Source organism: Corynebacterium sp. p3-SID1761, from assembly GCF_055862885.1.
The window spans coordinates 128,328-152,514 of the sequence record NZ_JBSQBJ010000004.1 but is presented as its reverse complement, the minus strand read 5'-3'; the positions used below and the strand labels follow the sequence as shown (position 1 = coordinate 152,514).

Annotated in this window: 24 protein-coding genes; 18 read left to right on the top strand and 6 right to left on the bottom strand. The window is 58.3% G+C overall.

All coding sequences use genetic code 11. The features are described from left to right. The 8 genes from ACWXWJ_RS04165 to groL form a co-directional block, all read left to right on the top strand. On the top strand, window positions 1–253 hold a 253-nt coding region (locus tag ACWXWJ_RS04165), incomplete at its 5' end, for a hypothetical protein (protein WP_473963636.1). Window positions 254–301: 48 nt separating this feature from the next. After that, a complete protein-coding gene (locus ACWXWJ_RS04160; RefSeq protein WP_293790697.1) occupies window positions 302–1,030 on the top strand; it encodes a hypothetical protein in 729 nt (242 codons plus the stop codon). Window positions 1,031–1,036: 6 nt separating this feature from the next. After that, the gene (locus tag ACWXWJ_RS04155; protein ID WP_293790698.1) at window positions 1,037–1,720 is read left to right on the top strand and encodes an FHA domain-containing protein; all 684 of its coding nucleotides are present in this window, start codon (window positions 1,037–1,039) and stop codon (window positions 1,718–1,720) included. Window positions 1,721–1,750: 30 nt separating this feature from the next. Next, window positions 1,751–3,163, top strand: a complete 1,413-nt coding sequence (locus tag ACWXWJ_RS04150) for a serine/threonine-protein kinase (RefSeq protein WP_293790699.1) — start codon at window positions 1,751–1,753, stop codon at window positions 3,161–3,163. A 91-nt stretch (window positions 3,164–3,254) separates the two neighbouring features. After that, window positions 3,255–5,735, top strand: coding sequence for a tRNA (adenosine(37)-N6)-threonylcarbamoyltransferase complex transferase subunit TsaD (gene tsaD, locus ACWXWJ_RS04145; RefSeq protein ID WP_473963635.1), 2,481 nt, complete (start codon window positions 3,255–3,257; stop codon window positions 5,733–5,735). A 132-nt stretch (window positions 5,736–5,867) separates the two neighbouring features. Then, window positions 5,868–6,296: a hypothetical protein gene (locus ACWXWJ_RS04140; protein WP_293790701.1), complete on the top strand. Its 429-nt coding sequence runs from the start codon at window positions 5,868–5,870 to the stop codon at window positions 6,294–6,296. Window positions 6,297–6,459: 163 nt separating this feature from the next. Next, the gene (gene groES / locus ACWXWJ_RS04135) at window positions 6,460–6,759 is read left to right on the top strand and encodes a co-chaperone GroES (RefSeq protein ID WP_013889160.1); all 300 of its coding nucleotides are present in this window, start codon (window positions 6,460–6,462) and stop codon (window positions 6,757–6,759) included. A 12-nt stretch (window positions 6,760–6,771) separates the two neighbouring features. After that, a complete protein-coding gene (gene groL, locus ACWXWJ_RS04130) occupies window positions 6,772–8,391 on the top strand; it encodes a chaperonin GroEL (RefSeq protein WP_293790702.1) in 1,620 nt (539 codons plus the stop codon). Between the two features lie 137 nt (window positions 8,392–8,528). Here groL and ACWXWJ_RS04125 read toward each other — a convergent pair whose 3' ends face one another. Continuing rightward, complete coding sequence (locus ACWXWJ_RS04125; protein WP_293790703.1) at window positions 8,529–8,834, bottom strand: WhiB family transcriptional regulator; 306 nt, start codon at window positions 8,832–8,834, stop codon at window positions 8,529–8,531. A gap of 456 nt (window positions 8,835–9,290) precedes the next feature. Between ACWXWJ_RS04125 and ACWXWJ_RS04120 the strand changes: the two genes are divergently transcribed. Both ACWXWJ_RS04120 and ACWXWJ_RS04115 read left to right on the top strand, forming a co-directional pair. Then, entirely contained in the window at window positions 9,291–9,920 is a 630-nt protein-coding gene (locus ACWXWJ_RS04120; RefSeq protein ID WP_473963634.1) for a sigma-70 family RNA polymerase sigma factor, read from the top strand. A gap of 41 nt (window positions 9,921–9,961) precedes the next feature. Beyond that, window positions 9,962–10,825 (top strand): hypothetical protein, encoded by an 864-nt coding sequence (locus ACWXWJ_RS04115; RefSeq protein WP_473963633.1) that lies wholly within the window; start codon window positions 9,962–9,964, stop codon window positions 10,823–10,825. Between the two features lie 11 nt (window positions 10,826–10,836). Here ACWXWJ_RS04115 and ACWXWJ_RS04110 read toward each other — a convergent pair whose 3' ends face one another. Beyond that, on the bottom strand, window positions 10,837–11,226 hold the full coding sequence (locus ACWXWJ_RS04110) for a DUF5319 domain-containing protein (protein ID WP_473963641.1): 390 nt from the start codon (window positions 11,224–11,226) through the stop codon (window positions 10,837–10,839). A 240-nt stretch (window positions 11,227–11,466) separates the two neighbouring features. Here ACWXWJ_RS04110 and guaB point away from each other — a divergent pair, with 240 nt between their 5' ends. The 5 genes from guaB (at window position 11,467) to ACWXWJ_RS04085 (ending at window position 17,137) form a co-directional block, all read left to right on the top strand. Continuing rightward, window positions 11,467–13,002, top strand: coding sequence for an IMP dehydrogenase (guaB, locus tag ACWXWJ_RS04105; protein ID WP_293790813.1), 1,536 nt, complete (start codon window positions 11,467–11,469; stop codon window positions 13,000–13,002). A 47-nt stretch (window positions 13,003–13,049) separates the two neighbouring features. Then, entirely contained in the window at window positions 13,050–14,216 is a 1,167-nt protein-coding gene (locus tag ACWXWJ_RS04100) for a GuaB3 family IMP dehydrogenase-related protein (protein ID WP_448308006.1), read from the top strand. Between the two features lie 27 nt (window positions 14,217–14,243). Beyond that, the gene (locus tag ACWXWJ_RS04095) at window positions 14,244–14,675 is read left to right on the top strand and encodes a hypothetical protein (protein WP_473963632.1); all 432 of its coding nucleotides are present in this window, start codon (window positions 14,244–14,246) and stop codon (window positions 14,673–14,675) included. 48 nt (window positions 14,676–14,723) lie between these two features. Continuing rightward, window positions 14,724–16,313: a glutamine-hydrolyzing GMP synthase gene (gene guaA / locus ACWXWJ_RS04090; RefSeq protein ID WP_473963631.1), complete on the top strand. Its 1,590-nt coding sequence runs from the start codon at window positions 14,724–14,726 to the stop codon at window positions 16,311–16,313. A 131-nt stretch (window positions 16,314–16,444) separates the two neighbouring features. Beyond that, complete coding sequence (locus ACWXWJ_RS04085) at window positions 16,445–17,137, top strand: hypothetical protein (protein ID WP_448308008.1); 693 nt, start codon at window positions 16,445–16,447, stop codon at window positions 17,135–17,137. 64 nt (window positions 17,138–17,201) lie between these two features. Here the strand turns inward: ACWXWJ_RS04085 and ACWXWJ_RS04080 are convergent, their stop codons facing one another. After that, window positions 17,202–17,627, bottom strand: coding sequence for a hypothetical protein (locus ACWXWJ_RS04080; RefSeq protein WP_473963630.1), 426 nt, complete (start codon window positions 17,625–17,627; stop codon window positions 17,202–17,204). Window positions 17,628–17,814: 187 nt separating this feature from the next. Here ACWXWJ_RS04080 and ACWXWJ_RS04075 point away from each other — a divergent pair, with 187 nt between their 5' ends. From ACWXWJ_RS04075 to ACWXWJ_RS04065, 3 genes are read left to right on the top strand one after another with little or no spacing between them, the layout of a single operon-like run. Further along, window positions 17,815–18,633 carry a hypothetical protein gene (locus ACWXWJ_RS04075; protein WP_473963629.1) on the top strand — a complete coding sequence of 273 codons (819 nt, stop codon included), beginning with the start codon at window positions 17,815–17,817 and terminating at the stop codon, window positions 18,631–18,633. Next, the gene (locus ACWXWJ_RS04070; protein ID WP_473963628.1) at window positions 18,617–20,392 is read left to right on the top strand and encodes a Y-family DNA polymerase; all 1,776 of its coding nucleotides are present in this window, start codon (window positions 18,617–18,619) and stop codon (window positions 20,390–20,392) included. The genes ACWXWJ_RS04075 and ACWXWJ_RS04070 overlap by 17 nt, the downstream gene beginning before the upstream one ends. A gap of 37 nt (window positions 20,393–20,429) precedes the next feature. Continuing rightward, window positions 20,430–21,419: a sucrase ferredoxin gene (locus tag ACWXWJ_RS04065; protein WP_473963627.1), complete on the top strand. Its 990-nt coding sequence runs from the start codon at window positions 20,430–20,432 to the stop codon at window positions 21,417–21,419. A 61-nt stretch (window positions 21,420–21,480) separates the two neighbouring features. Here the strand turns inward: ACWXWJ_RS04065 and ACWXWJ_RS04060 are convergent, their stop codons facing one another. From ACWXWJ_RS04060 to ACWXWJ_RS04050, 3 genes are read right to left on the bottom strand one after another with little or no spacing between them, the layout of a single operon-like run. Then, complete coding sequence (locus ACWXWJ_RS04060) at window positions 21,481–22,161, bottom strand: methionine ABC transporter permease (RefSeq protein WP_293790714.1); 681 nt, start codon at window positions 22,159–22,161, stop codon at window positions 21,481–21,483. Next, window positions 22,158–23,264 (bottom strand): methionine ABC transporter ATP-binding protein, encoded by a 1,107-nt coding sequence (locus tag ACWXWJ_RS04055; RefSeq protein ID WP_448308013.1) that lies wholly within the window; start codon window positions 23,262–23,264, stop codon window positions 22,158–22,160. The genes ACWXWJ_RS04060 and ACWXWJ_RS04055 overlap by 4 nt, the downstream gene beginning before the upstream one ends. Before the next feature lie 38 nt (window positions 23,265–23,302). Beyond that, a complete protein-coding gene (locus tag ACWXWJ_RS04050; RefSeq protein WP_448308014.1) occupies window positions 23,303–24,163 on the bottom strand; it encodes a MetQ/NlpA family ABC transporter substrate-binding protein in 861 nt (286 codons plus the stop codon). Window positions 24,164–24,187 lie beyond the last annotated feature (24 nt).

Here is a 24,187-nt window from a genome sequence, read left to right as displayed (position 1 = left end):
CTTTTCTTTACTTAACCCGCTATTTATTATCAATGTCTGGGGAGCGCTCCCGACAGATCAACAAATGCACTTAAAAATGAGTAATCATGAGGCCGTGAGTTACCACATGGTTCTCAACAAACCAACCAAACAACAGCTGGATTCGTGGGCGCTGCAAACCCAAAATCCTGGGGAAGCTGCATACAGAGAAGGCTTTGGCTCAGGTTCGCTGCTTGAATCCGGTTGGGTTCCAGCAGTCTGCTCCGCGGTATGATTCCCAAGGGAGAATGTCTGCGATAAACACGTTTCGAGGAGAATGCACATGACTACTTCAAAGAAGTTGCTGGCTCTGGGAGTTGCGGCAATTACCACGCTTTCAATCGCGGCATGTTCAGAGGATGAAGCTCCGCAGGCGGAGCAATCGTTTGAGGTGCAATCTTCGACTGCAGAATCTTCTTCCCCGGAGTCCACGGGGTCTGAGTCAGAGACTCCTTCCGCTTCCGCCAAAAATGAGAAGGAAGCCGAGCCAACTTTGGTTGATCCTGCAAATTCGCTTGAGCTGAGCAATGGAAAATTTCGCTTAACCAAGGACGAAGCCGGCCCCGGTTCTCCGGAGGACATCGTCACCTCATATCCTGAAATGCCCGATCATGGTTTTTCGGAGCTGCAGGTAACCGTGCCACGAGCTGAGAGGAACGGGATCATGCAGTATAAGAAGGGTTCAAAACTAGAGCTTAAGATTGCTGCGGCTGATCTCTCAAAGGTCCCTTTTGAAGAAAGAGAATGGGCGGCTCTGGACTTCAAGCTGCTGGACGAAAGCGGTGCTGACGTCTTAAAGGGACAGAATGTTCGTCCCGAATGGTTGCCGGGCTATCAAAACGTAAATTACGATGAGATCAAGTTTGAGAATAAGGATATTAAGCTATCGGATTACGCTGAGGCGAATGTTGCTTATAACCTTGAAAAGGAGGGGAAATTCACCCTGGAAATCGAGGTTGCAATCCCGGGCTACAAGCCATTTAACATCAGTCAGCCTTTAGTTGTTGCCTAAGTCGAAATGTTAGCTGCCACTGATGGTTCACACCTCATCGTCGATGATTTGATCGGAACCCGCAAGGTTTTATCTCAAGCAGTTAGTGTGACTCTTGGCCGGGCATCTGAATTCCCCATTGGAGCAGACGACCCTGCTATGCATCGCGCTTTTCTGCATTTCTGGTGTGACCATGGAATGTGGATGGTGCGCAATGTAGGCAGTTTCATCTCGGCCACTATTCAGCCGTCCTATGAAACCAACACGTATTCACCGGTTCGTCTCACTCCGGGAACGCAGTGGCCCCTCCCTACAGGTACTAATTTCATTCTGTTCGCGACTAGAAACCTGCGGTATGAGATTGAAGTAACGGTTGCCCGACCAGTCGATTCCGTTCCGCAAATGAATACTCCCTTGGCCCCATTCACAATGGGGACATTTGATCCAAATATCGAGCAGCAGCAGGTGTTAGCTGCGCTAGCAGCGCCGCTTCACCGTGACCCTAGTGCAGATCCGCGCATTGTGGTTCCTTCTGTGAAAGACCTTGCATGCCAGCTAGGCTGGGGAGAAAAGAAAACTTCACAGAAGATTCAGTACATGGCGGAGACGTTGAAAAGGTTGGGTGTTCCACAGTTTCAAGATGGAGTGAACATCCCGTGGCGCATCGTACTTGCGAAGTTCGCGGCGGAAAATCCGCATTTGTACTCTTAATTCTACTTGCTCGTATTCACCATGTTCACCATGAATTTTTCAAAAGCCTCTGTCCCTGAAGACTTTTTAAATGACTTAAGTGCCTTGGGGTACTCGAACGTCCAACAGCTTGGACAAGGTGGTATGGGCACCGTATTTCGTGCTTACAAGCGAAATCTAGATCGGACAGTGGCAATCAAGGTTGTTTCCCAGGATCGTGTTTCTAACTCTGAATATGTCCAGAGGTTCCACGCGGAGATGCGCACCATGGCAGCGCTTGATCACCCTGCGATCGTTCCTGTGTACGACGGGGGAGTGACCACACATGGTTTTCCGTACTTCACAATGAAGTACATCGATGGTGAGAATCTTCATGACTTCTTACACCGACGTCGAGCATCGCGCCAGCTTCTTACCGTTCAGGAAGTTGTGCAGATTCTGGCTCCAATTGCCAGCGCGCTTGACTATCTCGCGGTGCTACCGAATCCTGTGGTTCATCGAGATATCAAACCGGCTAATATTTTGTTGCCCTCTTCAGGGATGAACGGTATTCCGGCTTTGCTAACGGATTTCGGTATTGCAATTGATCGAGAATCCACTCGTATGACTCGGGTAGGGATGCGTATCGGTACAGATGGATACATTGCACCCGAATTGTTGGTTACGAAAGACGTGTCGGAACCTCCGCAACCGGATGCGTTGAGTGAACAGTATTCCCTGGGCCTGGTTGCTTTTGAGCTGTTAACAGGCATTTACGTTCGTGGCTCCGTGACGTATGCACAGTGGGCTGTGAATCGACCAGTACCAGAGCTTAAAGGGCATTTGATAAACCCCGCGGATGCTTCACACGTTAAGAAGCTCAATGAGGTCTTCGCGAGAGTTTTGGATGGTAACCCGAAGAAGCGTTTTGCAACCGCCTCGGCCTTTATTTCTGCTTTGCGCTCCGCAGGAATGGAGCAGCAGTCAGCGCATGTGAAGCAAGGAGCGAAGCACAAAAGAGTTCCGAAGAAACTACTAGTGCTTGCCACGGCGGGAATGGTGGTGGTCGCGATAGCTGCAGCAATCATTTCTTATCTGACCGCGTCCCAATGGGAAGGGGAAGATGCAGTTTTAGCTGACACTTTCCCACACATCGTGAGCCAGAATTCCGGAGGAGAAGGATGGCAATCTACGTCGTGCGAACATCGAGAACCAAGTAGTGGAGAGCTTGCCCGTATTGCCTGTAACTCGGGTCAATTTAGCGTGGTTGTTGCTCACTTCGAATCGGTGGAGGCGAGGAATGCCGTGATCCCAGTCGAAGGTGCTCAAACAATGAGATCAAGTCGATGCAGTGCGTTAACTATGCCGATGGGCTCGGATGATTCTGCCTATGGGGTGTTTCCACAAGGTGATCTGGCCGCCTACGGGTTTATTGTTTCTGGGGACAACGCTGAGGATCTGCGGTTGAAACTTCCGATCTGTTAGCCTCCTGCTACGTGTCGCCATTTTTGTTGCACTAAGTCGTATTAGGGCATTAATTCGAGCTGACTACACAAGAAGCCTAAACTTGGTCACCATGATCAACGTGCTGGCCGTCGATACCTCCACCAATTACGTCACTTGTGGTGTTGTCCGCATTTCCGCCAACGGCCAAGTCCGTGTGCTGGCGGAGCGTCTGGCGGATAACGTTCGCGGTCACATGGAACTACTCGCCCCCAATATTCAGGCTTGCCTGGACGAAGCCTCGCTTTCCCCGCGTGATCTGCACACCGTTGTAGTCGGTACCGGTCCAGGTCCGTTTACGGGGCTACGGGTTGGCATGGCCACAGCTGCTGCTTTTGGCGACGCCCTCTCAATTCCCGTGCACGGAGTTCCCAGCGCAGCTGGCACCGTGTGGGAACACGTAGTCTCCCAGGTGGGTGCGAAGGCCTTCGGCGATTACCTCGTTGTTTCCGATGCACGTCGCCGGGAGTTTTACCACTCCCGGATCAGTTTTGTTCAGGGCGTAGCAGGGCAGTTGTGCTCAGAGGTGCAGGTTCCGGCTTCTGTCCACGCCCCCGATGTGGTGCTGGACATACAGCGACGCCTGGATCGCTGGCCTCTACGAGTCCTGAGTGCCTCGGCGGTGGCTGATCAGGTTCAGGAGCTATGCGGCTGCCAGGAAGGTTGCCAGGTGGAGAGCCTGGACGCTCACCCCACGCCGCGTGGCCTCGTGCTTGCTGCGTTGGAATCTCGTGGTTCAGTCCCTGGGCTGCTCACAGATGCTCCAGCGTTGCGGGCACTGTACCTGCGCCGTCCGGATGCGAAGGAGCCCACGGCGAAGGCGATTTCGAAGGCACTGGATTTCTCCCGAGTTGGGGATCCGTATTCGGAGGTAAGCGAGCCTGAAAGCATTGCGGGGGTTGCCACGGTGACTAATGCAGAGCCCGCTGTGGATGCTTCCCCTCATGGCGCCCGGGTACGCCAGCTCAAGGTCACTGACGCGCCGGCATGTGCAACCATTGAGCAGCGACTTTTTACTGAAGATTCCCCTTGGTCAGCCGATGCGTTCGTTAGTGAGATTGCTGCGCCGCATACGCACTGTCTTGGCCTGGAGGTCGCCGGTGAACTTGTCGGATACGCCATCCTCGCAGTTGGTGGCCCGGCGCACGATCCGGAAGGGGAGATCCACACCATCGGTATCCTTCCCGAGTGGCAGGGCAAGGGATTGTCCAAACTACTCATGGATCCGCTCGTCACTATTGCCGACCGCTTGGGAGCCCCGATCTTCCTGGAGGTTCGCACCGACAATCAGCCCGCCGTTGGCCTCTACGAACGCTACGGCTTCGCCATCGAAGGCACGCGCAAAGACTATTATCAGCCTTCTGGGGCCGACGCCTTCACCATGGTGCGCCCTGGTTTTATTTCTGACGCCACCCCGGCTCCAGAGGCCGAAAATTCAGATCGACCTCGCTATATCCTGGGTGTCGAAAGCTCCTGCGACGAAACTGGCGTGGGGATTATCGCCAGCACCTCAGCTGCCGACGGCGCCGAACAGCTGGAGATCATCGCGGACAAAGTGGCTTCCTCGATGGAACAGCACGCCCGTTTCGGTGGGGTGGTTCCGGAGATTGCCTCCCGTGCTCACCTGGAGGCTATGCAACCGACGATGCGCGCCGCACTGGCGGAGACGCGCGCGAACGTCCCAGGCTTCCACGCTCCGGACGTGGTGGCTGCGACCGTAGGCCCTGGCCTTGCTGGTGCCTTGCTGGTCGGCGCCGCCGCGGCGAAGGCCTACGCGCTGGCGTGGGAGGTTCCTTTCTATGGGGTCAACCACTTGGGTGGACACGTGGCTGTGGGGACGCTCAGTGAAGGAGGCACGGTGGATACTACGGATACTACTGCCCCAGGTGAGGATCTCAACAATGCGATCGCTTTGCTGGTCAGCGGTGGGCACACGCAGATTCTCCACGTCACCGGCGTGGGTGCCCCGATGGAGGAGCTTGGCAGCACGCTCGATGACGCGGCAGGTGAGGCCTATGACAAGGTCGCTCGTTTGTTGGGGTTGGGCTATCCCGGAGGCCCTGTTATCGACCGTCTAGCGGCTGAGGGGAACCCGCAAGCTATAGCCTTCCCGCGAGGTATGATGCGCCAGCAGGACTCGCGTTATGATTTTTCTTTTTCGGGCCTCAAGACCGCCGTTGCCCGTTATGTCGAAAAGGCTGATAGGGAGGGTGCAAGCGTTCCGATCGAAGATGTGTGCGCTTCCTTCCAGGAGGCTGTGGTGGACGTCCTCGTCACCAAAGCTCTTCGTGCCTGCGAGGATAAGGACGCTCGTGTGATGTTGCTCGGCGGAGGTGTTTCCGCAAACAAGCGTCTAAGGGAAGCTGCTGCCACACGCTGCGGAGAAGTGGGCGTCACCCTAAAGATCCCGCAGGCAAAGCTCTGCACCGATAATGGTGTGATGATCGCCGCACTGGCCGCGCGTCTGGTTGCTGCAGGGGAGGAGCCGAGTGGTTTGTCGACGCCTACAGATCCCGCACTTGACGTGGAAGAGCCTATCCTGCGGAATCCCTAGTTTGCTGGCAAAATGTGTCTTGACTGTGTAAAGATTCACAGATTCTTCTTCCTTTGGTTTCTTGGGAGACTTCATCCGGTGCCGTGTAGACAGGTCAGCGGCATCAATAAACTCACGAGTTAGGAGCTCACAATGGCACGCAGCATGCTGGTCACGCCCGATCTTCAGGCGCGGGAACTCGACATTGATCTTTCAGAAGCCGCCGATGTCTTGGGCGGTAGCGAGCACGATCGCCTGCACGTGGTGTTCGTGGAGAGCGGTCTGACGGTCGCTGCTATTTACTCCTCTGATGCGCGCAAGGTTGAGAACCCGGAGCCGAACCCACTGGCCTCCATGGGGCGTAAGGAGCAGGAGACTGGTGATTCCAGCTTCATTTCTGATCCAGCTCGCGCGATCATCGGCCCGGTACTCTTCGTCGGTGACGAAGGCGAAGACCTGACGGACGAAGATATCGAGTCTATCCACAACGGCATCCGCGCGGTTGAGAACTACAAGACGGATAATGCCAAGGATTACGAGCTGTGGCACAACGCGGTCATTAACCTGACCAAGGGTGTTTAGCACCGGGGTTTGTTGAGCCTTAGCACTTGCGAGGGTAGAGTGCCAGATAGGTTGTTTGACTCACAGTTGTTCACCCGCGACGACGGCTGTATCTGGAAAACCAACCGGCATAACAGTTCACAAGAGTGAAACCTACAGCTCGAATACACGGAGGTATTCAATCGTGGCTAACGTCAACATCAAGCCCCTTGAGGACCGCGTCCTCGTTCAGATCGTTGAAGCTGAGACGACCACCGCATCCGGCCTGGTCATCCCTGACTCCGCAAAGGAGAAGCCGCAGGAGGCAACCGTCATCGCAGTTGGCCCCGGCCGCTGGGCAGATGACGACGATCGCATCCCGATGGATGTAAAGGAAGGCGACACGGTCGTCTTCTCCAAGTACGGCGGCACCGAGCTGAAGTACAACGGCGAAGAGTACCTGCTGCTGAGCCAGCGCGACATCCTCGCAGTCATCGAAAAGTAAGCGGGTAGCTGCATGTCTAAACTCATCGCATTTGATCAAGAGGCCCGTGAAGGCCTACAGAAGGGCGTCGACGCCCTGGCGGACGCGGTGAAGGTGACCTTAGGCCCGCGCGGTCGAAATGTCGTGCTGGATAAGGCCTTCGGTGGCCCGACCGTAACCAACGATGGCGTGACCATTGCGCGCGACATTGACCTGGAGGACCCCTTCGAGAACCTGGGTGCCCAGCTGGTGAAGTCCGTCGCCATCAAAACCAATGACATCGCCGGAGACGGCACTACCACCGCCACCCTGTTGGCTCAGGCCCTCATTAACGAGGGGCTGCGTACCGTGGCGGCAGGTGCTAACCCGATCGCTGTGAACCGCGGCATCGTGAAGGGGACCGAGCGTGTATTGGAGCTCCTACGCGAGCTGGCGCAGCCGGTTGCAGACAATGCCGCAATTGCCAACGTCGCCACCGTTTCTTCTCGTGACGAGAAGATCGGTGCCATGGTTGCCGATGCCTTTGACAAGGTGGGCAAGGACGGCGTTGTGACGGTTGAGGAGTCGCAGTCCATCGAAGACGAGTCCATCGTTACCGAGGGTGTCTCCTTCGACAAGGGCTACCTTTCCCCGTACTTCGTCACGGATCAGGAGACCGGCCACGCAGAGCTGGAGAACCCACTGATCCTGCTGGTGCGCGAGAAGATCTCCTCCCTTCCGGACTTCCTGCCGGTGCTGGAGAAGGTTGCTAATTCCGGTAAGCCGCTGTTGATCGTGGCGGAGGATATCGAAGGCGAGCCGCTGCAGATGCTCGTGCTGAATGCCATCCGCAAGTCGCTGAAGGTCGCCGCCGTGAAGTCTCCGTACTTCGGCGATCGTCGTGCGGCATTCATGGACGATCTGGCAATCGTCACCGGCGCTACCGTTATCGATAGCGAGCTGGGACACAAGCTCTCCGAGACCACCTTGGAGCAGCTGGGCACCGCGCGTCGCGTGAACATCACCAAGGAAGAGACCGTACTGGTCGATGGTGCTGGTTCTGCAGAGGCTGTCGAAGAGCGTCGCAACCAGATCCGTGGTGACATTGAGCGCACTGACTCCTCCTGGGATAAGGAGAAGTTCGAGGAGCGCCTGGCAAAGCTCTCGGGTGGCGTTGCTGTCATCCGTGCTGGTGGAGCAACTGAAACCGAGGTTAACGAGCGCAAGCTGCGCATCGAGGATGCGATCAACGCAGCCCGTGCTGCGAGCCAGGAAGGCGTAATTGCTGGCGGTGGCTCCGTGCTGGTGCAGATCGCTACCGAGATCGAAGAGATGTCTCGCCAGGCTGAAGGCGACGAAAGTATCGGCCTGCGCTCCTTGGCTCGCGCCCTGCGCCGTCCAGCGTTCTGGATCGCGGACAATGCCGGTCTCGACGGTGCTGTAGTAGTTGCCCGTACCGCCGAGCAGCCGAATGGCTCTGGCTTTAACGCCGCTACCCTGGAGTACGGCAACCTGCTGGAACAGGGAATTATTGATCCGGTTAAGGTCACCCACTCTGCGGTGGTGAACGCAACGTCCGTTGCCCGCATGGTGCTGACCACCGAAACTGCTGTGGTGGATAAGCCTGCAGAGCCTGCTGCTAATGCAGGCGCACACGCAGGCCACGTGCACTAACCACTGCGAACCTGCCTAAAGCTAGCAAGGCAGATAAACAAAAAGAGGATGCTTCCCAGGATGTTGGGAAGCATCCTCTTTTTGCGTTGTGCACAGCGTGGATGATTGTGAAGCTTAAAAGATGTGGCGTAGTGGCCTTAGGAGGCTACGCGGCGGCCACGGTTGCGGGAAGTGGGGCGCAAGATTGCGTCGCGCTCAGATTCACTGAGGCCACCCCAAATGCCATAGGGCTCGCCCACGCTGAGGGCGTGGTTACGGCACTGCTCAATGACAGGGCACTCGCGGCAGATGGCCTTGGCACGGTGTTCACGCATGGCGCGAGCACGGCCACGCTCGCCGTCCGGGTGGAAGAAGACGGAAGAATCGGCTCCACGGCATGCGCCGTGAAGCTGCCATTCCCAAGTCGACGATGCTGGTCCCGGAAGCTGGCTGGGCTGTGGCATTAGGTGGAAACTCCTCGTGAAAAAGTCAGATGCTCACTTGTAGTGACGTCAGAGAGGTTCCAATCCTTAAGTAAATTTTAGGTAAAGGGTTGGTGCCCTGCGGGTGTCGGAAAGCTGTTTTGCTATACATTCTCCGAAAGTCTGTAGCTACTAACCTGCGGAAATGCGATTAGTTGAACAATTGATTAACTTGTTTCGTCGCCACGCCCAGATTCCCCCAAAGGGGGCTAAGAAAAATCCCGTACTGCTGTTTCCTCCTGCGGGTGCGCAGCTCCGGTGTGGCTGAGCTAGAAGAGAGAGGAAAGGAAGAGGAGGGGAGGAGATGGGGAGACAGTGGGAGGTAAAGATCGGGAAACTCAGGAAATGTGGGAACATGGGTCGGGCTTAATTGATTGCACGCGTGTGAGGAGTATTCGAACAGTCCCTCCCTAATCGATCCGGGGCTGTCGGCGCGGTGTGATAGTTTCAACCCACATTGGTATTGACGTTCGAAAGCTTGACGGAGAAGAGGCGATGGCGGCAGCTTGGAATGCTGATAAGGAGATTCAAGATCTCCTGCCGGCGGCCATTGCACGGGACCGCCGGGCGGCTAATGACCTCATTAAGCTCATTTACCCCAGGGTGGTCGTATTCTGCCGTAGTAAGCTGAGCTCTCATGGCTATCCGACGCCGGAGGATGTCGCTCAGGACGTGTGCATCGCGGTAGCTAAGGCGCTGCCACGTTATCAAGACACCGGCGCGCCGTTTATGGCTTTTGTCTACCAAGTGGCGCGGAACAAGATTACGGACGCCTATCGCTCGCGTCAGCGCGACATGTCCGATCCGGCGGAGGAGCTTCCGGAGGAAGAATCTTTCCAGGATTCCCCCGAAGAGGTGTATTTGAGTCAGGATTCGTGTAACGACTTGGTTAAAAAGCTCGATATTCTGAGTGAGAAATCAAAAGAAATTCTTCTCCTCCGCGTGGTGCACGGCTACACAGCGGAAGAGACCGCGGAGATTGTAGGATCGAAGCCCACCGCCGTCCGGGTAGCGCAGCATAGGGCAGTGGCGAAGCTGAAGAAACACGGGATCATCCAAAGTAGGTAGTTACCTTCAAGTGATTTCAATAAAGAAAAGGGTTTAACGCCATGGCACAGAATGACGACTTCTGGGGAGACGAGGAGAGTTTCTCCTCGATCCTGGACTTGGATCGCATTCTCGATGCGATCGGTCGGGGGGAGTCGATCCCGGAAACTGAAAGCTTCGACTCCAACGATCCATTGTTTGCCGAGCTGGTTGCGACCCGCGAAGCGCTCCATCGGGATATTCCACCCGCACCGGACGTAAGCTTCCTCTTCCCGGACGAAGAACCCGAGTTGGCTGACGGTACGACCGGCCAGAATTCTCGTTTGCTACGCACAGGTGCGAAAGCCGCAGCAGCTGGAGGTGTGTCCTTGACCAGCATGTTGGTGGCTGGTGGTGTGGCTGCCGCTTTGGCAGTTGGCGGCCTAGGGTATGCGGCGTATTCCAATTCCCAAGGAGCACATGTAAAGCACGAGGAATCGGCCGAGAGGGGGGCGGCCGAGGCGCTGAACTCCAGTGGTGTCGGTGAAGATGTCTCCGGCGGACAAGAGGGCGTCCTAAAGGAAGAGAACATCGCAGATAAGACCGACCGCGACGATAAAGACCGCGAAAAGGATAAGAAAGACAAAAAGGAAAAGGACGAGGCGGACAAGTCTACTGTCACCGAGTCCCGAGCTCCGCTCACCACGGTGGAGGAAATCCCGACTACCACTATTATTCTGGGCGGAACTGAATCCTCCATGCAGCCGGAGCCAGGTCTGCCAGTCGGCCCGATCGCGCCTACGAAGCCCAGTGAGCCAGTGGCTACGCCTCACCCGGAGAAGCCGACGCCGACCGCCAAACCCACGGTGTCGCACCCAGAGCCACGACCTACGTTGGATGGCTATAGCGCGCCCGTAGATGCCCCAGCTCCGATTGAGGGTAGTTAACTTACTTACCCCTACAGAAACGGCGGGCGCAGGCCGTGGAACGCGAAATCGATAGCGTCCGCGTAGCCCAGGCAATAATCCCAGGTCACGTAATTATTTGGATCTGGTTGTGCCGATGGTTCGTGCACAGGGACAAGCTCGTTGTTGAGCATCGTCGTGATATTCGACTCGATGATGTCCCAATCGTAGAAGTGCGTATCCTCGCAGTCCTCACACAACATCGCCACGCCACGAATCCCACGGGGCTCCAGCAGCTTGCGGAAATCACGGACATTTTTCAGATCTTCCCGCAGAGCCTGAACCTCGTCGGGAGACAGCGGCGGCACAGCTCCGTCGAACTCGTCAGGATCCAGGAAAGACGCTGGGTCATTGGGATCATCAGCGAAAGGATCCGGCGGCATTTGATCGTGGTTAAAGCTCACATCAACACCGTACCCTGTGGTCGGTGGTGGAAAGCAAAAACACGATTGGATTCGAGCCGGGGTCAGTACCCAACCCCGGGAAACAAAAATGCGCCTCAAGGGGTTATTCTGTAGTACATCGGCGAGAAGACGGCGAGAACTCCCTGGTGAGCAATCCCGGTGAGTTTGAGTAGCAGAAAATTCTAAAGGAAGGTCGGGCAACCCGTGACAAACCCTGAGATGAACGCGAACACCTACCCAGTTTCCACCGGTGGCGACGACCCCAACAAGGTTGCTCTGGTCGGACTGACCTTCGACGATGTCTTGTTGCTGCCCGCAGCGTCTGAAGTGATCCCCTCCGGAGTGGATACCGCCACCCAGTTCACCCGCAACATCAACTTGAACATTCCCGTGGCTTCCGCGGCGATGGATACGGTGACGGAAGCTCGCATGGCAGTAGCCATGGCTCGCCACGGTGGCATCGGCGTGCTGCACCGCAACCTCTCCATCGAGGACCAGGCACAGCAGGTAGAAATCGTTAAGCGCTCCGAGGCCGGTATGGTTACCGACCCAATCACTGCTTCTCCGGACATGACCATCCAACAGGTGGACGAGCTATGCGCTCGCTACCGCATCTCCGGCCTGCCTGTGGTGGACGATGAAGGCGTGCTGGTGGGAATCCTCACGAACCGCGATATGCGCTTCGAGACTGACTTCAGCCGCAAGGTCTCCGAAGCCATGACCCCCATGCCGCTGGTTGTCGCCCAGGAAGGCGTATCTGCCGAAGCTGCCCTCAGCCTGCTGTCTGAGCATAAGGTGGAAAAGCTGCCCATCGTCGATGGTGCAGGCAAGCTGACTGGCCTGATCACGGTGAAGGACTTCGCAAAGCGCGAGCAGTACCCGCTGGCTGCCAAAGATTCCTCTGGTCGCCTGCTGGCCGCTGCAGGCATTGGTACTGGCGAAGATGCATGGACCCGTGCTGGCAGCCTCGTAGATGCTGGCGTGGACGTGCTGATTGTCGACACCGCCCACGCACACAACCGTGGCGTGCTGGACATGGTTTCCCGCGTGAAGAAGGAGTTCGGCGACCGCGTCGACGTCGTCGGCGGCAACTTGGCTACTCGCGAGGCCGCACAGGCCATGATCGAGGCAGGCGCTGACGCTATCAAGGTCGGTATTGGCCCCGGCTCCATCTGCACCACCCGCGTTGTTGCCGGTGTTGGTGCTCCGCAGATCACGGCCATCATGGAGGCCTCCGTGCCGGCCAAGAAGGCAGGCGTGCCGATCATCGCCGACGGTGGCATGCAGTTCTCCGGGGACATCGCCAAGGCACTGGCCGCCGGCGCATCCACCGTCATGCTGGGCTCCATGCTCGCCGGCTCCGCTGAGACCCCCGGTGAGATCGTGACCATCAACGGCAAGCAGTACAAGCGCTACCGCGGCATGGGCTCCATGGGTGCGATGCAAGGGCGCGGCCTTACCGGCGAGAAGCGCTCCTACTCCAAGGATCGTTACTTCCAGGCAGATGTGAAGTCCGAGGAGAAGCTGGTGCCGGAAGGTATCGAGGGGCGCGTCCCCTTCCGCGGTTCCATCAGCTCCATCCTGCACCAGCAGGTCGGTGGCCTGCGCGCAGCGATGGGCTACACGGGCGCGGCGACGATCTCGGAGCTGCAGAACGCACGATTTGTACGCATCACCGGTGCAGGCCTGCGTGAGTCCCACCCGCACGACGTGCAGGGCATCATGGAAGCTCCGAACTACAACCCGAATCGCTAAAACCCAGCCTTAGCTAGTCAGAGCACACTTTTAGGAGTGACACCCTCATGCAGGAATATGTGGACATCGGACGCTCGCGCACCGCGCGCCGAGTGTATGGCCTGAACCAGATCGACATCGTTCCCTCGCGGCGTACCCGCAGCTCGCACGATGTAGACACGTCGTGGAAGATCGATGCATATTCGTTCGATATTCCACTGATGTCCCACCCGACCGACTCGATCGTTACTCCTGAATTCGCTATCGAGTTCGGCCAGCTGGGCGGTCTGCCAGTAATCAACGCCGAAGGCCTGTGGGGTCGCGTGGAAGATCTGGACGCTGCCCTGCGCGGGGTCGTTGAAGCTGCCCAAAAAGCCGATGCTGCCCTGTTCGACGAGGAAGGTGTGGACGCCACCTCGGACTCCGGTATCTTCGGCGCCAACGCGGAGCTACAGCGCCTGCATTCCCTGGAGCTCAATGTGGATCTGCTGCAGGAGCGCCTGAACCAGGTGCGGGAATCGGGCGTGCGTTTTGCCGTCCGAGTTTCCCCACAGAACGCCCGCGAACTAGCTCCGGTGCTGATTAAGGCCGGTATGGATTTGCTGGTGGTGCAGGGAACCTTGGTCTCCGCCGAGCACGTGCACCGCGATGGTGAGCCACTGAATCTGAAGGAGTTCATCGGCAGCCTGGACATTCCAGTCATCGCCGGCGGCGTGGTGGATTACACTACCGCAATGCACTTGATGCGCACGGGCGCCGCTGGTGTGATCATTGGCTCCGGCCACACCACCAACAACGAGTCCCTGGGTATCGATGTGCCGATGGCTACTGCCATCGCCGATGCGGCTGCTGCGCGTCGTGACTACCTGGATGAGACGGGTGGCCGTTATGTGCACATCATCGCCGACTCTTCGCTGACCCGTTCCGGCGACGTGGCAAAGGCCATCGCCTGCGGCGCTGATGCGGTGTCTCTGGGCCTGCCCTTGGCTACCGCAGCTTCTGCAGGCGCCCCGAACTGGTACTGGCCATCCACTGCAGGTCACCCGCAGTTGCCGCGCGGTGTGGTGGAAGAAGTTGGCCTGGGTGAGCCACAGCCATTGAAGACCTTGCTTTTTGGTCCGACCTCCAACCCAGTTGGCGATGAAAATATTATCGGTGCTCTGCGTCGCTCGATGGCAAAGTGTGGCTACACGGATATCAAGAGCTTCCAAAAGGTCGACCTGGTCGTTCGCTAAGAAAAAGAAAGAACATAACTGATCCGCATGAAGATTTCCCAGTGGTGGCAGCGCACAACTGACCGGTTGCCGATGCAACTAGCGGTGCTGTCGTGGGCGTCAATAATAATCGGCGTGATCGGCATCATCGCGACGCTCGTCCTGTACGTCGGCTATAAGCCACAGCAGGGCGACGAAACCGTGCAGATGAATGTTGGCGCCACTGGTGTGATGGTGGGGCTGTATTTCTTCGCCTTCGTGTTGTTCGGGGCGATGATTATTCAGGGGCGCACATGGGGTGTGTCGGGGCTGGTGCTCACGCACGTCACTTTGGTGCTGATTACGATTACGGTGATCCAGTCGGGAGTGTTCTGGCTGGCGGCAATCTTCGGGGTGGTGGCAGCGGTATCGTTGGCGCTGATTTTCTCTCCGCCGTCGATGGATTGGTACAAGCAGCGTTTCGCGGATAACCGGGGGTAGCGCCACCGGTGTGCTGCGCGGGGTGGACGTGCGTTAAGGTTAGGAACTGTGACTCAACAAGACCCAGCTGCCGCCGCTCCACGGCCCGTGCTTGTCGTGGATTTCGGTGCGCAATACGCACAGCTCATTGCCCGCCGTGTGCGCGAGGTTAACCTGTATTCCGAGGTCATCCCGCACACCATGTCTGCCGAAGAGGTTGCCGCGAAGAACCCTGCGGCTCTGATTCTTTCCGGTGGTCCTTCTTCTGTTTACGCGGATGACGCCCCCTCGCTTCAACCCGGACTGTTGGAACTGGGCGTGCCGGTATTCGGTATCTGTTATGGATTCCAGGCGATGACTCAGGCCATGGGTGGCACCGTTGCAAAGACCGGCCAGCGTGAATACGGACGTACCGAGCTGCAGATTCAATCGGAAGCTGGCGTACTCCACGCAGACATGGGCAGTAACCAGCAGGTGTGGATGAGCCACGGCGATTCCGTATCTGTGGCCCCGGAGGGCTTTGCCGTGACCGCCCGCACCGAGGGTGCGCCGGTGGCTGCCTTCGAATGTCCGGAAAAGCGCATGGCGGGTGTGCAGTACCACCCAGAGGTGCTGCACTCTCCTAAGGGGCAAGAGGTGCTGCGCCGCTTCCTGCTGGAGACCGCAGGGCTGGAGCCGACGTGGACCGCGGGCAACATTGCCGAGCAGCTTATCGAGCAGGTACGCGAGCAGATCGGCGACGAAGGACGCGCGATTTGTGCCCTGTCGGGAGGGGTGGATTCCGCGGTGGCCGCTGCGCTTGTGCAGCGCGCAATCGGTGATCGCCTGACATGCGTATTCGTAGACCATGGCCTGCTGCGCGCCGGTGAGCGCGAGCAGGTGGAGAAGGACTTTGTGGCTGCCACCGGCGCGAAGCTGGTGACGGTGGATGAGCGCGAGGCATTCCTGAACAAGTTGGCCGGCGTGAGCGAACCAGAGGCAAAGCGTAAGGCTATTGGCGCGGAGTTTATCCGCTCCTTCGAGCGCGCCGTTGCCGGTGTGCTGGCCGATGCCCCGGAGGGGTCCAGTGTGGACTTCCTGGTACAGGGCACTCTGTACCCGGATGTTGTGGAATCCGGTGGAGGCACTGGTACCGCAAACATCAAGAGCCACCACAACGTCGGCGGCCTGCCGGACGATGTGGAGTTTGAGCTGGTAGAGCCACTGCGCCTGCTGTTCAAGGACGAAGTACGTGCAGTGGGTCGCGAGTTGGGTCTGCCGGAGGAAATCGTAGCGCGCCAGCCATTCCCGGGACCAGGCTTGGGCATCCGCATCATCGGTGAGGTAACCGAGGAGCGTTTGGAGACTTTGCGCGCTGCCGACGCGATTGCCCGCGCGGAGCTGACTGCCGCTGGCTTGGATGACGTGATCTGGCAGTGCCCGGTGGTGCTGTTGGCAGATGTGCGTTCCGTGGGCGTGCAGGGCGACGGGCGCACCTATGGTCACCCGATCGTGCTGCGTCCGGTGTCCAGTGAAGATGCAATGACTGCGGACTGGACGCGAATTCCTTTCGATGTGCTGGAGAAAATCTCGACGCGTATCACTAATGAGGTGGAGGAAGTAAACCGCGTTGTGCTGGATGTAACCAGCAAGCCGCCGGGAACCATTGAGTGGGAGTAAGAAAAACTTCCGGAATTCTTATTTTGCGCCTCAAACTAGGTTAAGCTGTACCGCATAGTCATTTTGCATGGCTATGCAAAAGTTGGGTTTTCATTTCTATTTCGCATTTCCCATAGAAAAGGTACATATCTATGACTTCCAAGTTTGTTCGTAGCGCAACTGCCATCGCTGCAGCATCTGCATTGGCTTTCGGTGGGGTAAGTGTTGCTTCTGCAGCTCCGGCTGGTTCCCTAGGTGGACTGGTTGGCTCCCTTGGTGGCAAGAAGGATCTGGATGTTCCGCAGGGTGCCAAGGTTAAGCTGGGTAACCTTGGCGGTCCGGCCTTTAATGTTGATCTGTACAAGCAGGTTCACGGTGCGACTACCGTTGCTCCGGGGGCTACTGTAAAGACTCGCGTTGAGGTTCAGGGCGTCAAGGGTAAGACCACCGTTAACGAGATTATTGAGTGGATGCCTAAGGGGTTCCAGCTGCTCAAGGTTGAGCGTATTAAGGGAAGTCTGATCGGCGGTGACTCTGTCCACGAGCTGGGGCAGAGCGAGTATGCAGTGACTCAGAACAAGGACAAGACCGAGGTTCATGTTTCCTGGGAGGAAGGGCTGCTGATCAAGCACAAGCCCACTGTTGATACGGCCACTCCGCTGCTGCTGGACTTCACGTGGAAGGTTCCAGAGAAGGAAGGCACCTACAAGAACGGTGCTGGACTAAAGGTTGGTGCTGTGGTTAATAACTACAAGGTCTTCGACAATGGCACTCCGATTGTCGTGAAGAAGGGCACTGCTCCGTCTGGCTCGGGTGCTTCCGGCTCCTCGATCTCCGGCTCTTAACTTAAAGCCGAGAACTTTTCGGCCCGTCTCCGCCGCATGGTGGGGGCGGGCTGTTTCTTGTGTACTAGCGCTTCTTCTTGGCCGTACCGATTGGCTTGATGTGCGCCGTGCCGTCGATCTGTGGGTAAACGAACCAGGTGTATGCTCCTGCGATAACCCACGCGATAGCCATCAACGCCCACGAGCGAGTATTGAGTAGCGGTATCGCCATGAGGGCGATCCACAGTGGGAATAGTGGCGCAACCTGCGATGCGCTGGTGCGATAGCGCTCGCCGCGTTTTTCTACTTCTTCGCGCACCTGCCTGCGATATGGGTGGCTAAACGTTAGCAACAGCGCTGCACCGACGGTGGCTACCAAGACAATGACCTGAAAGCCAGGCGCTAGCGGAGCTGCCATGATGCCTACCGCTAGGCCGAAAAGTGCCGACCCAATGGCGCGCACGACGGTAGGTGGGGCAATGACGGGCTCGTTGCGGTTTTTGGAGCTCATGACTGCCCATTCTAGGTGACGCCACCTTCTCCGCCCCTTCCAGCCTGCGTCTTTAGTCGCGTGTTTGACGTCTCTTTAGGGGAGGGATATATTCGCAACCATCAGGATAGAACATGTGTTCTAATATGTGTTGTTGGTTGCAGATATGTCCACGGGCACTGGTAGAAGATGCCTAGAACATGTTGCGGTGGAACAGGGAAGGGAGGTGACGGGTATGGCTCAGGCCGAAACACAGGCGAGAAAGCAGACTACACGGCAGGTGGAGGCAACGACGATCGCCAGTTTGCGGCACAAGATGCGGCAGATCGAATCTGGAGGTGCTCTGACATCCGGTATTTCCAGCGCTTCGGTACTGGAGGTAGTGCCGACGGGGAACGAGGCGTCACAAAGAAAAGACAATGTGCGTGTTGCGCCGGTGCCGCAGTGGCTGGCCGAGCACCTACCGGGCGGTGGGGTGGCGCGCGGGCAGGCAACGCAGGTGTCGGACTGTCCCGCAGTATTGGTGGATATGCTCGCACATCTCACAGCGCAGGGGATGTGCGTGGCGGTGGTGGACTATCCGCGACTGGCGATTGCGGCAGTGGCTGCCGCTGGTGGGGATGTGGAAAGGCTAGTGCTCGTACCAGACTCCACACCACATACCGCAGCGGTGTTAGGGACACTGGTAGAGGGGATGGATGCGGTGCTGTTCGCAGCCGGCGGGCAGAGCGGTGCTGTGAGTGCGACTTTTATGCGACCGGTGGAGGCACGGCTGCGGAAAAGCGAATGCGCCCTGCTGGTGTGTGGGCAGGCGTGGCCACAAGCGAGGATGCATGTGGATCTGCACGTATGCGGTGTGCAGGGGTTGCGCCGCGGTGGTGGGCGGATCCGCGCCGTGGCGATCGAGGGACGCGTGTGGGGGAAGGCTCAACCGCCACGTACAGTGCAGGCGACGATTGGCGCTGAGAATGTTGTGGATACAGGCGCAGCAGGCATAGAAGGCGTGACTTATGCCCACTCTGGGTAGAGCAGTGGGGAGAGCCTCGGGTAGCACAGCAGGGAGCGCAACACAGGCGCCCCGCAATGTACGAGTGGCTGTGCTGTGGTTTCCGGATTGGCCGGTGTATGTTCAGGCTCAATCACATGGGTGGGATGTGTTGGCGCCTGCTGCGGTGATTACGGACTACCGAGTTCTGGCTTGCAACGCGGCTGCGCGGAGCCACGGCGTCAAGATCGGTATGAAGCAGCGTCACGCGTTGGCGGCCTATCCACAGTTGAACGTGGCTGCGGATGATCCGAACCGGCAAGCGGCGGTACACGAGGACGTACTGAACGCACTGCAGGACGTTAGTGCGGTGGTGGAGACCCTGCGACCAGGATTACTGGCCTTCCCTGTGGATGCACTATCCAGGTATTACGGCGACGAGGACACTGCGGTGGAAAAGTTGCTGGACGCTGCCGCACGGATTCACGCTGACTGTATGGCAGGGGTGGCCGACGACCTGGTGTCGGCGGTATGGGCAGCACGGCTGGGCAGGACTATCCCTCCGGGAGAGAGCACAGAGTTTATCGCCGAACTACCGATCGACGTGTTGGGAATTGAGCCGGAGCTGCGCGCCCCCGTACAGCTAAGCGCTACGTTGCAGCAGTTGGGGCTGCGTACGATGCGAGACTTTGCCGACCTTCCACGGGCAGACGTAGCAGCGCGTTTCGGGCAGGAGGCCGTGACCTGGCACCGCATTGCCAGTGGCCATGTGGATAGGGATGTCGCGCCCCGACGACGCCGCGAAGAATTAGAACTGCGCTACGAAGCAGAGGAGCCTATCGCCCGCACTGAAACCGCCGCTTTCATTGCCCGGCATGTGGCCACTGCGCTGCATAATAAACTCTTCGCAGCGGGGGAGGCCTGCCTGCGCCTGGCTGTGCGGGCCTACTTGGAACCCCCAGCTGGCTATGCTGGGCCGACCGTTATTGAGCGGCTCTGGCGGTGCCGTGAGCCCCTCTCGGAACAGGACACAGCCCAGCGAGTGCGCTGGCAACTAGACGGTTGGCTCACCCGCCTGCGAGCAGGTGCGGGAGCTAACGCGGATGCTGATGTTGGGGCTGATGCTGGGTTCGACTGGGCGGATAGCACTGCTGGTGTCACATGCATTGAGCTTGTGCCCGTGGAAACCGTCCCAGCAGGGAGCCTCGCCGCGCCACTATGGGGTGGGCCAGACGAAGGTATCCGGGCCGCGCGGGCTGCCGCCGGACGGGCGCAAGCGTTGATTGGTATGAACCGTGTGTTGCGTCCCATCCACCGCGGCGGTCGTGCAGTGGCGCAGCGCATCGTTACCGTTCCCTATGGAGAAGACGACCCGGAGGCCATCACCGCCCTGACTACTCGCCAGTGGGAAGGCCAACTCCTGCACCCTCTGCCCGGCTTGATCGGGGCACCCGGATCACGTGACGCCCGCAATCCCAGCGCCGCACACCCCGCAGCACGACTGACGCTACTGGACCGCCACGAGAATCCAGTGCACGTTACAGGCCGGGGTTTGATGAGCGCACCACCGGAAACTCTGCGTTGGGGTGGCCGACGATTGCACATCACCGGCTGGGCTGGTCCCTGGCCCGTTGATGAACACTGGTGGGCAGAGGGGAAGCGCTATGCCCGACTGCAGATCTCTGCCCGGATGTCACCCCGTGAGGAGGAAACGCGCAATACCCGTCATGACGCGCCGGGCGAACAGGCATTTCTGCTGGTGTGCAAAGGGAAACAATGGCGGATCGAAGCCACCTATTAGCAAAGCTATGCCCCCGTAACTTGCTACTCTAGATAACATGCCAACAACTAGAAACGCCCAGGCCGGACAGCCCAAAAACAGCGCTGACACCTTAGGCGGAGTCTACGCGGACATGTGCTCCCAACGGACCGATGAGACTCTTCCTGGCACCGCTAAGCCGGGTCGCTTGGTCCTTGCCCTGGAGCATCTCACCGCCTGGGGGCACGATATCCTCGACGGCGATGCCTTGGGGAAGGAGCTCAGCACAAAAATTGAGAAATTCCTCGCAGAAAACAATGCTCAGCTGCAGTTCATCCGGCGTCCCGGCCGGGAAGGCCAGCAACGTGCCGCCAACCCCACCCGCCAGCTCTACATCAGCTGGGCCGAGGGCTATGGCGATGATCCCACGCCCATTCTCGAAAGTCTGCAGATATCCGATCCGGAGGCACTGCTCGATCTTGACCTCAGCGCTCCCGGCGCAGCCGGCGGCCAGCGCATCGACGGTCCGCTGTTACTGGTGTGTACTCACGGCAAACGCGACAAATGCTGCGCAGTATTCGGCCGTCCTGTCGCCGACGAGCTCACCGCCGAATACGGAGAAATAGTCTGGGAATCCTCCCACACCAAGGGGCATCGCTTTGCCCCCTCCATGATTCTGCTGCCGACCAACTACTCCTATGGCCGACTCGGCACTGCCGGAGCTCGCAGTATGCTGGAACGCGCCAAGCAGGGCGAACTGTGGCTGGAAGGCTGCCGCGGCCGCGGGCTGTGGGATCCGGTTGGGCAGGTCGCGGAGCTTGCCGTCGCGGAGAAGATGTCTCAAGAAGGCCGCCCCGTCACACTGGCAACGATGCACGTTCGTAAGCCGGAAGCAGCCGAGGCTGAAGCCACGGACGCTGGCACCGAGGTGCGCATTGTGCGCGTTACCGACGAAGCTGGTGCACATAAAGAAATCACGGTGCGCCTGACTTCGCGCTCGGGTGGTACATCCGTTCCCTCTTGCGGCAAGAAGCCCAAACAGACCGTGACGTGGGACGCGGAGTTCTAAACCCATAGAAAAACCCCGGGGCAGTTCAGATTTGAACTAGCACCCGGGGTTTTGTCGCTAACTAGCGGCGCATGATCTTCTTCGACAGCCAGTTTCCGCCCAGCTGCGCGATCTGCACGATGACGATGATTACTGCAACGGTCGTCCACGTTACGGCGTCATTAAACGAGCGATAACCGTAGACAATCGCGAAGTCACCCAAGCCGCCGGCGCCGATGTATCCCGCCATGGCGGACATATCGACAATGGCGATAAACATAAAGGTCAGGCCTAGGATCAGCGGCCCCAGCGCCTCAGGGATGATTACCGAGAAGATGATCTTCAGCGGCGAGGCACCCATCGCCTTGGCCGCCTCGATCACGCCCGGGTCGATGGCCACGAGGTTCTGCTCGAAGATGCGGGCGGCGCCGAAAGTCGCGGCGACGACCATACCGACGATCGCGGCCTCGGTGCCGATACGGCTCTGCACCACTAGGTCAGTTAGCGGACCGATCGCTGTCAGCAAGATGATGAACGGGATCGGGCGGATGAAGTTCACCAGGAAGTTCGTTACCCAGTAGACCGCACGGTTCTGCAGAATGCCGCCCTTGCGGGTGGTAAACAGTAGCAGGCCGATCATCAGGCCTAGAACCGAGGAGATCACAAGCGTGATCGAGACCATGTAGAGCGTGTCGAAAATGGCCTTTTGGAACGTGTTGCCGTAGCGATCCCAATCCATTTGCGCGAGGGTCATCGTGTTCATCGGATCTCCTCAATCTCGGTGGAGGACTGCATATGGCTGTGGAACTCCTCAATTGCCTGCTCGCCGGCGGCATCGTGCGCCGTCAAGCGCAAGGTAAGGCGACCGAAGCTGTGGTTTTGAAGGGTAGTGACGCCACCGTGGACGATGTTGACCGTCACTCCTGCAGCAGACAGCTTGGATACGGCGTCGAAGAAACCAATTCCCTCGGCCATAGTCACAGTGAAGAGGCGACCGTGCTCGGACTGTAGCGCCTCGGCCTCAACCATGTCCGGAGTGTTGCGCAGGGAAGTGGCCACAAAGTTGGCCGCAGTCTGCGTCTGCGGGTTGGAAAAGACTTCGTAAACGCTGCCCTGTTCCACGATGCGGCCGTTCTCCATCACGATGACGGAGTCCGCGATGGCGCGCACAACTTCCATCTCGTGAGTAATCACGACGATGGTGATGCCGAGCTCACGGTTGACCTTGCGGAGGAGCTCCAACACGTCGCGCGTGGTGGAGGGGTCCAGTGCACTGGTGGCTTCATCGGCCAGCAGCAAACTGGGGTTGGTGGCCAGCGCGCGGGCGATGCCGACGCGCTGCTTCTGACCGCCAGAGAGTTGCTCCGGGTAGGCCTTGCCCTTATCGGAAAGGCCGACGAACTCCAGCAGCTCCTTGACACGTTCCTCGCGCTGCTGCTTAGGCATGCCCTGCAGGCGTAGTGGGTAGGCCACGTTGCCTGCCACGTTGCGGGAGGAGAAAAGGTTGAACTGCTGGAAGATCATGCCGATATCGCTGCGCAGCTTGCGCATTTGCGATTCCGGTAGGGGAACGATGTCCTGGCCATCCAGCAGGATCTGCCCGCTGGTGGGGCGATCCAGGCCGTTGATCTGACGGACGAGGGTGGACTTGCCTGCACCGGAGTAGCCGATAATGCCGACGATGGATCCCGCCGGGATATGAGTGTTGATGTCCTGCAGGGCTCGAATTTCTTTCTTGCCCTGCTTGAAAACCTTCGTCACATCGCGGAAGACGATGTCTGTGCCAGTGCTACTCGTGCCAGTGTTGCTCGTGCCGGTGGTGCCGGCACTGGGCTGGTCGACGCTAGGTTTCGCGTCTGAAGCCATAGGGAACCTCTTTTGAGAGTGGGGGTTAGGGAAGGGAGCTACTTCTTGATCTGCTTTTCGGTGTCCTTCAGGATCTTAGACAGCTCGTCTGGGCCCATCTTGACCTCGACGGAGGTGCCCTTGGACTGCTCGTTCAGCGCATCCTGAACGTCCTTGGAGTGCCAGACGTCGATGAGCTTCTTCAGATCCTCATCGTCCTTGTGCTCCTCGGTGGTGACGAAGGCGTTGATGAATGGTTTTGCAGCCTCTGCCTTCGGGTCATCCTGGACAATGGAGGACTTCGGGTCGATGTTGCCGCGCTCCAGGAAGGAGTTGTTGATGACGGCTGGGGTGCCGTCCTTGTAGGCGGTTACGGTCTGGGCGGCATCAACCGGGGTGACCTTGACCTTGGACTTGCTTTCATCAACATCGGCCGGAGTCGGGGAGAGAACCTTATCGTCCTTCAGCTTCACTAGACCGGCGGATGCCAGCACGTGGAGGGCACGACCCTGGTTGGTCGGGTCGTTCGGGATGGCGACCTCGCCGGCTTCCTCGATGTCCTTAACTTCGCTGTGATCCTGGTAGTACACGCCCAGCGGGATGATCTCGGTTGCGCCGATCGGTACCAGGTTGGAATCGTTGTTGACGTTGAAGTCAGCCAGGAACATCAGGTGCTGGAAGTTGTTGACGACGATTTCGCCGTCCTGCAGAGCACGGTTCGGCAGGCTGTAGTCGCCGAACGGAACTAGCTCGACATTCAGACCTTCTTCCTTAGCCTTCTGTTCGAAGACCTGCCACTGCTTTTGGCCCTGGTCGGTGGTGCCGATCTTGATCGTGTCATCGTCACCGCCGCAGGCGGAAAGGCTGAAAGCCATAGCTACCGCAGCTACTCCGGCTGCAACCTTTTGGCGAAGGGACATGGGAATCCTCCTGGATTGTCATGG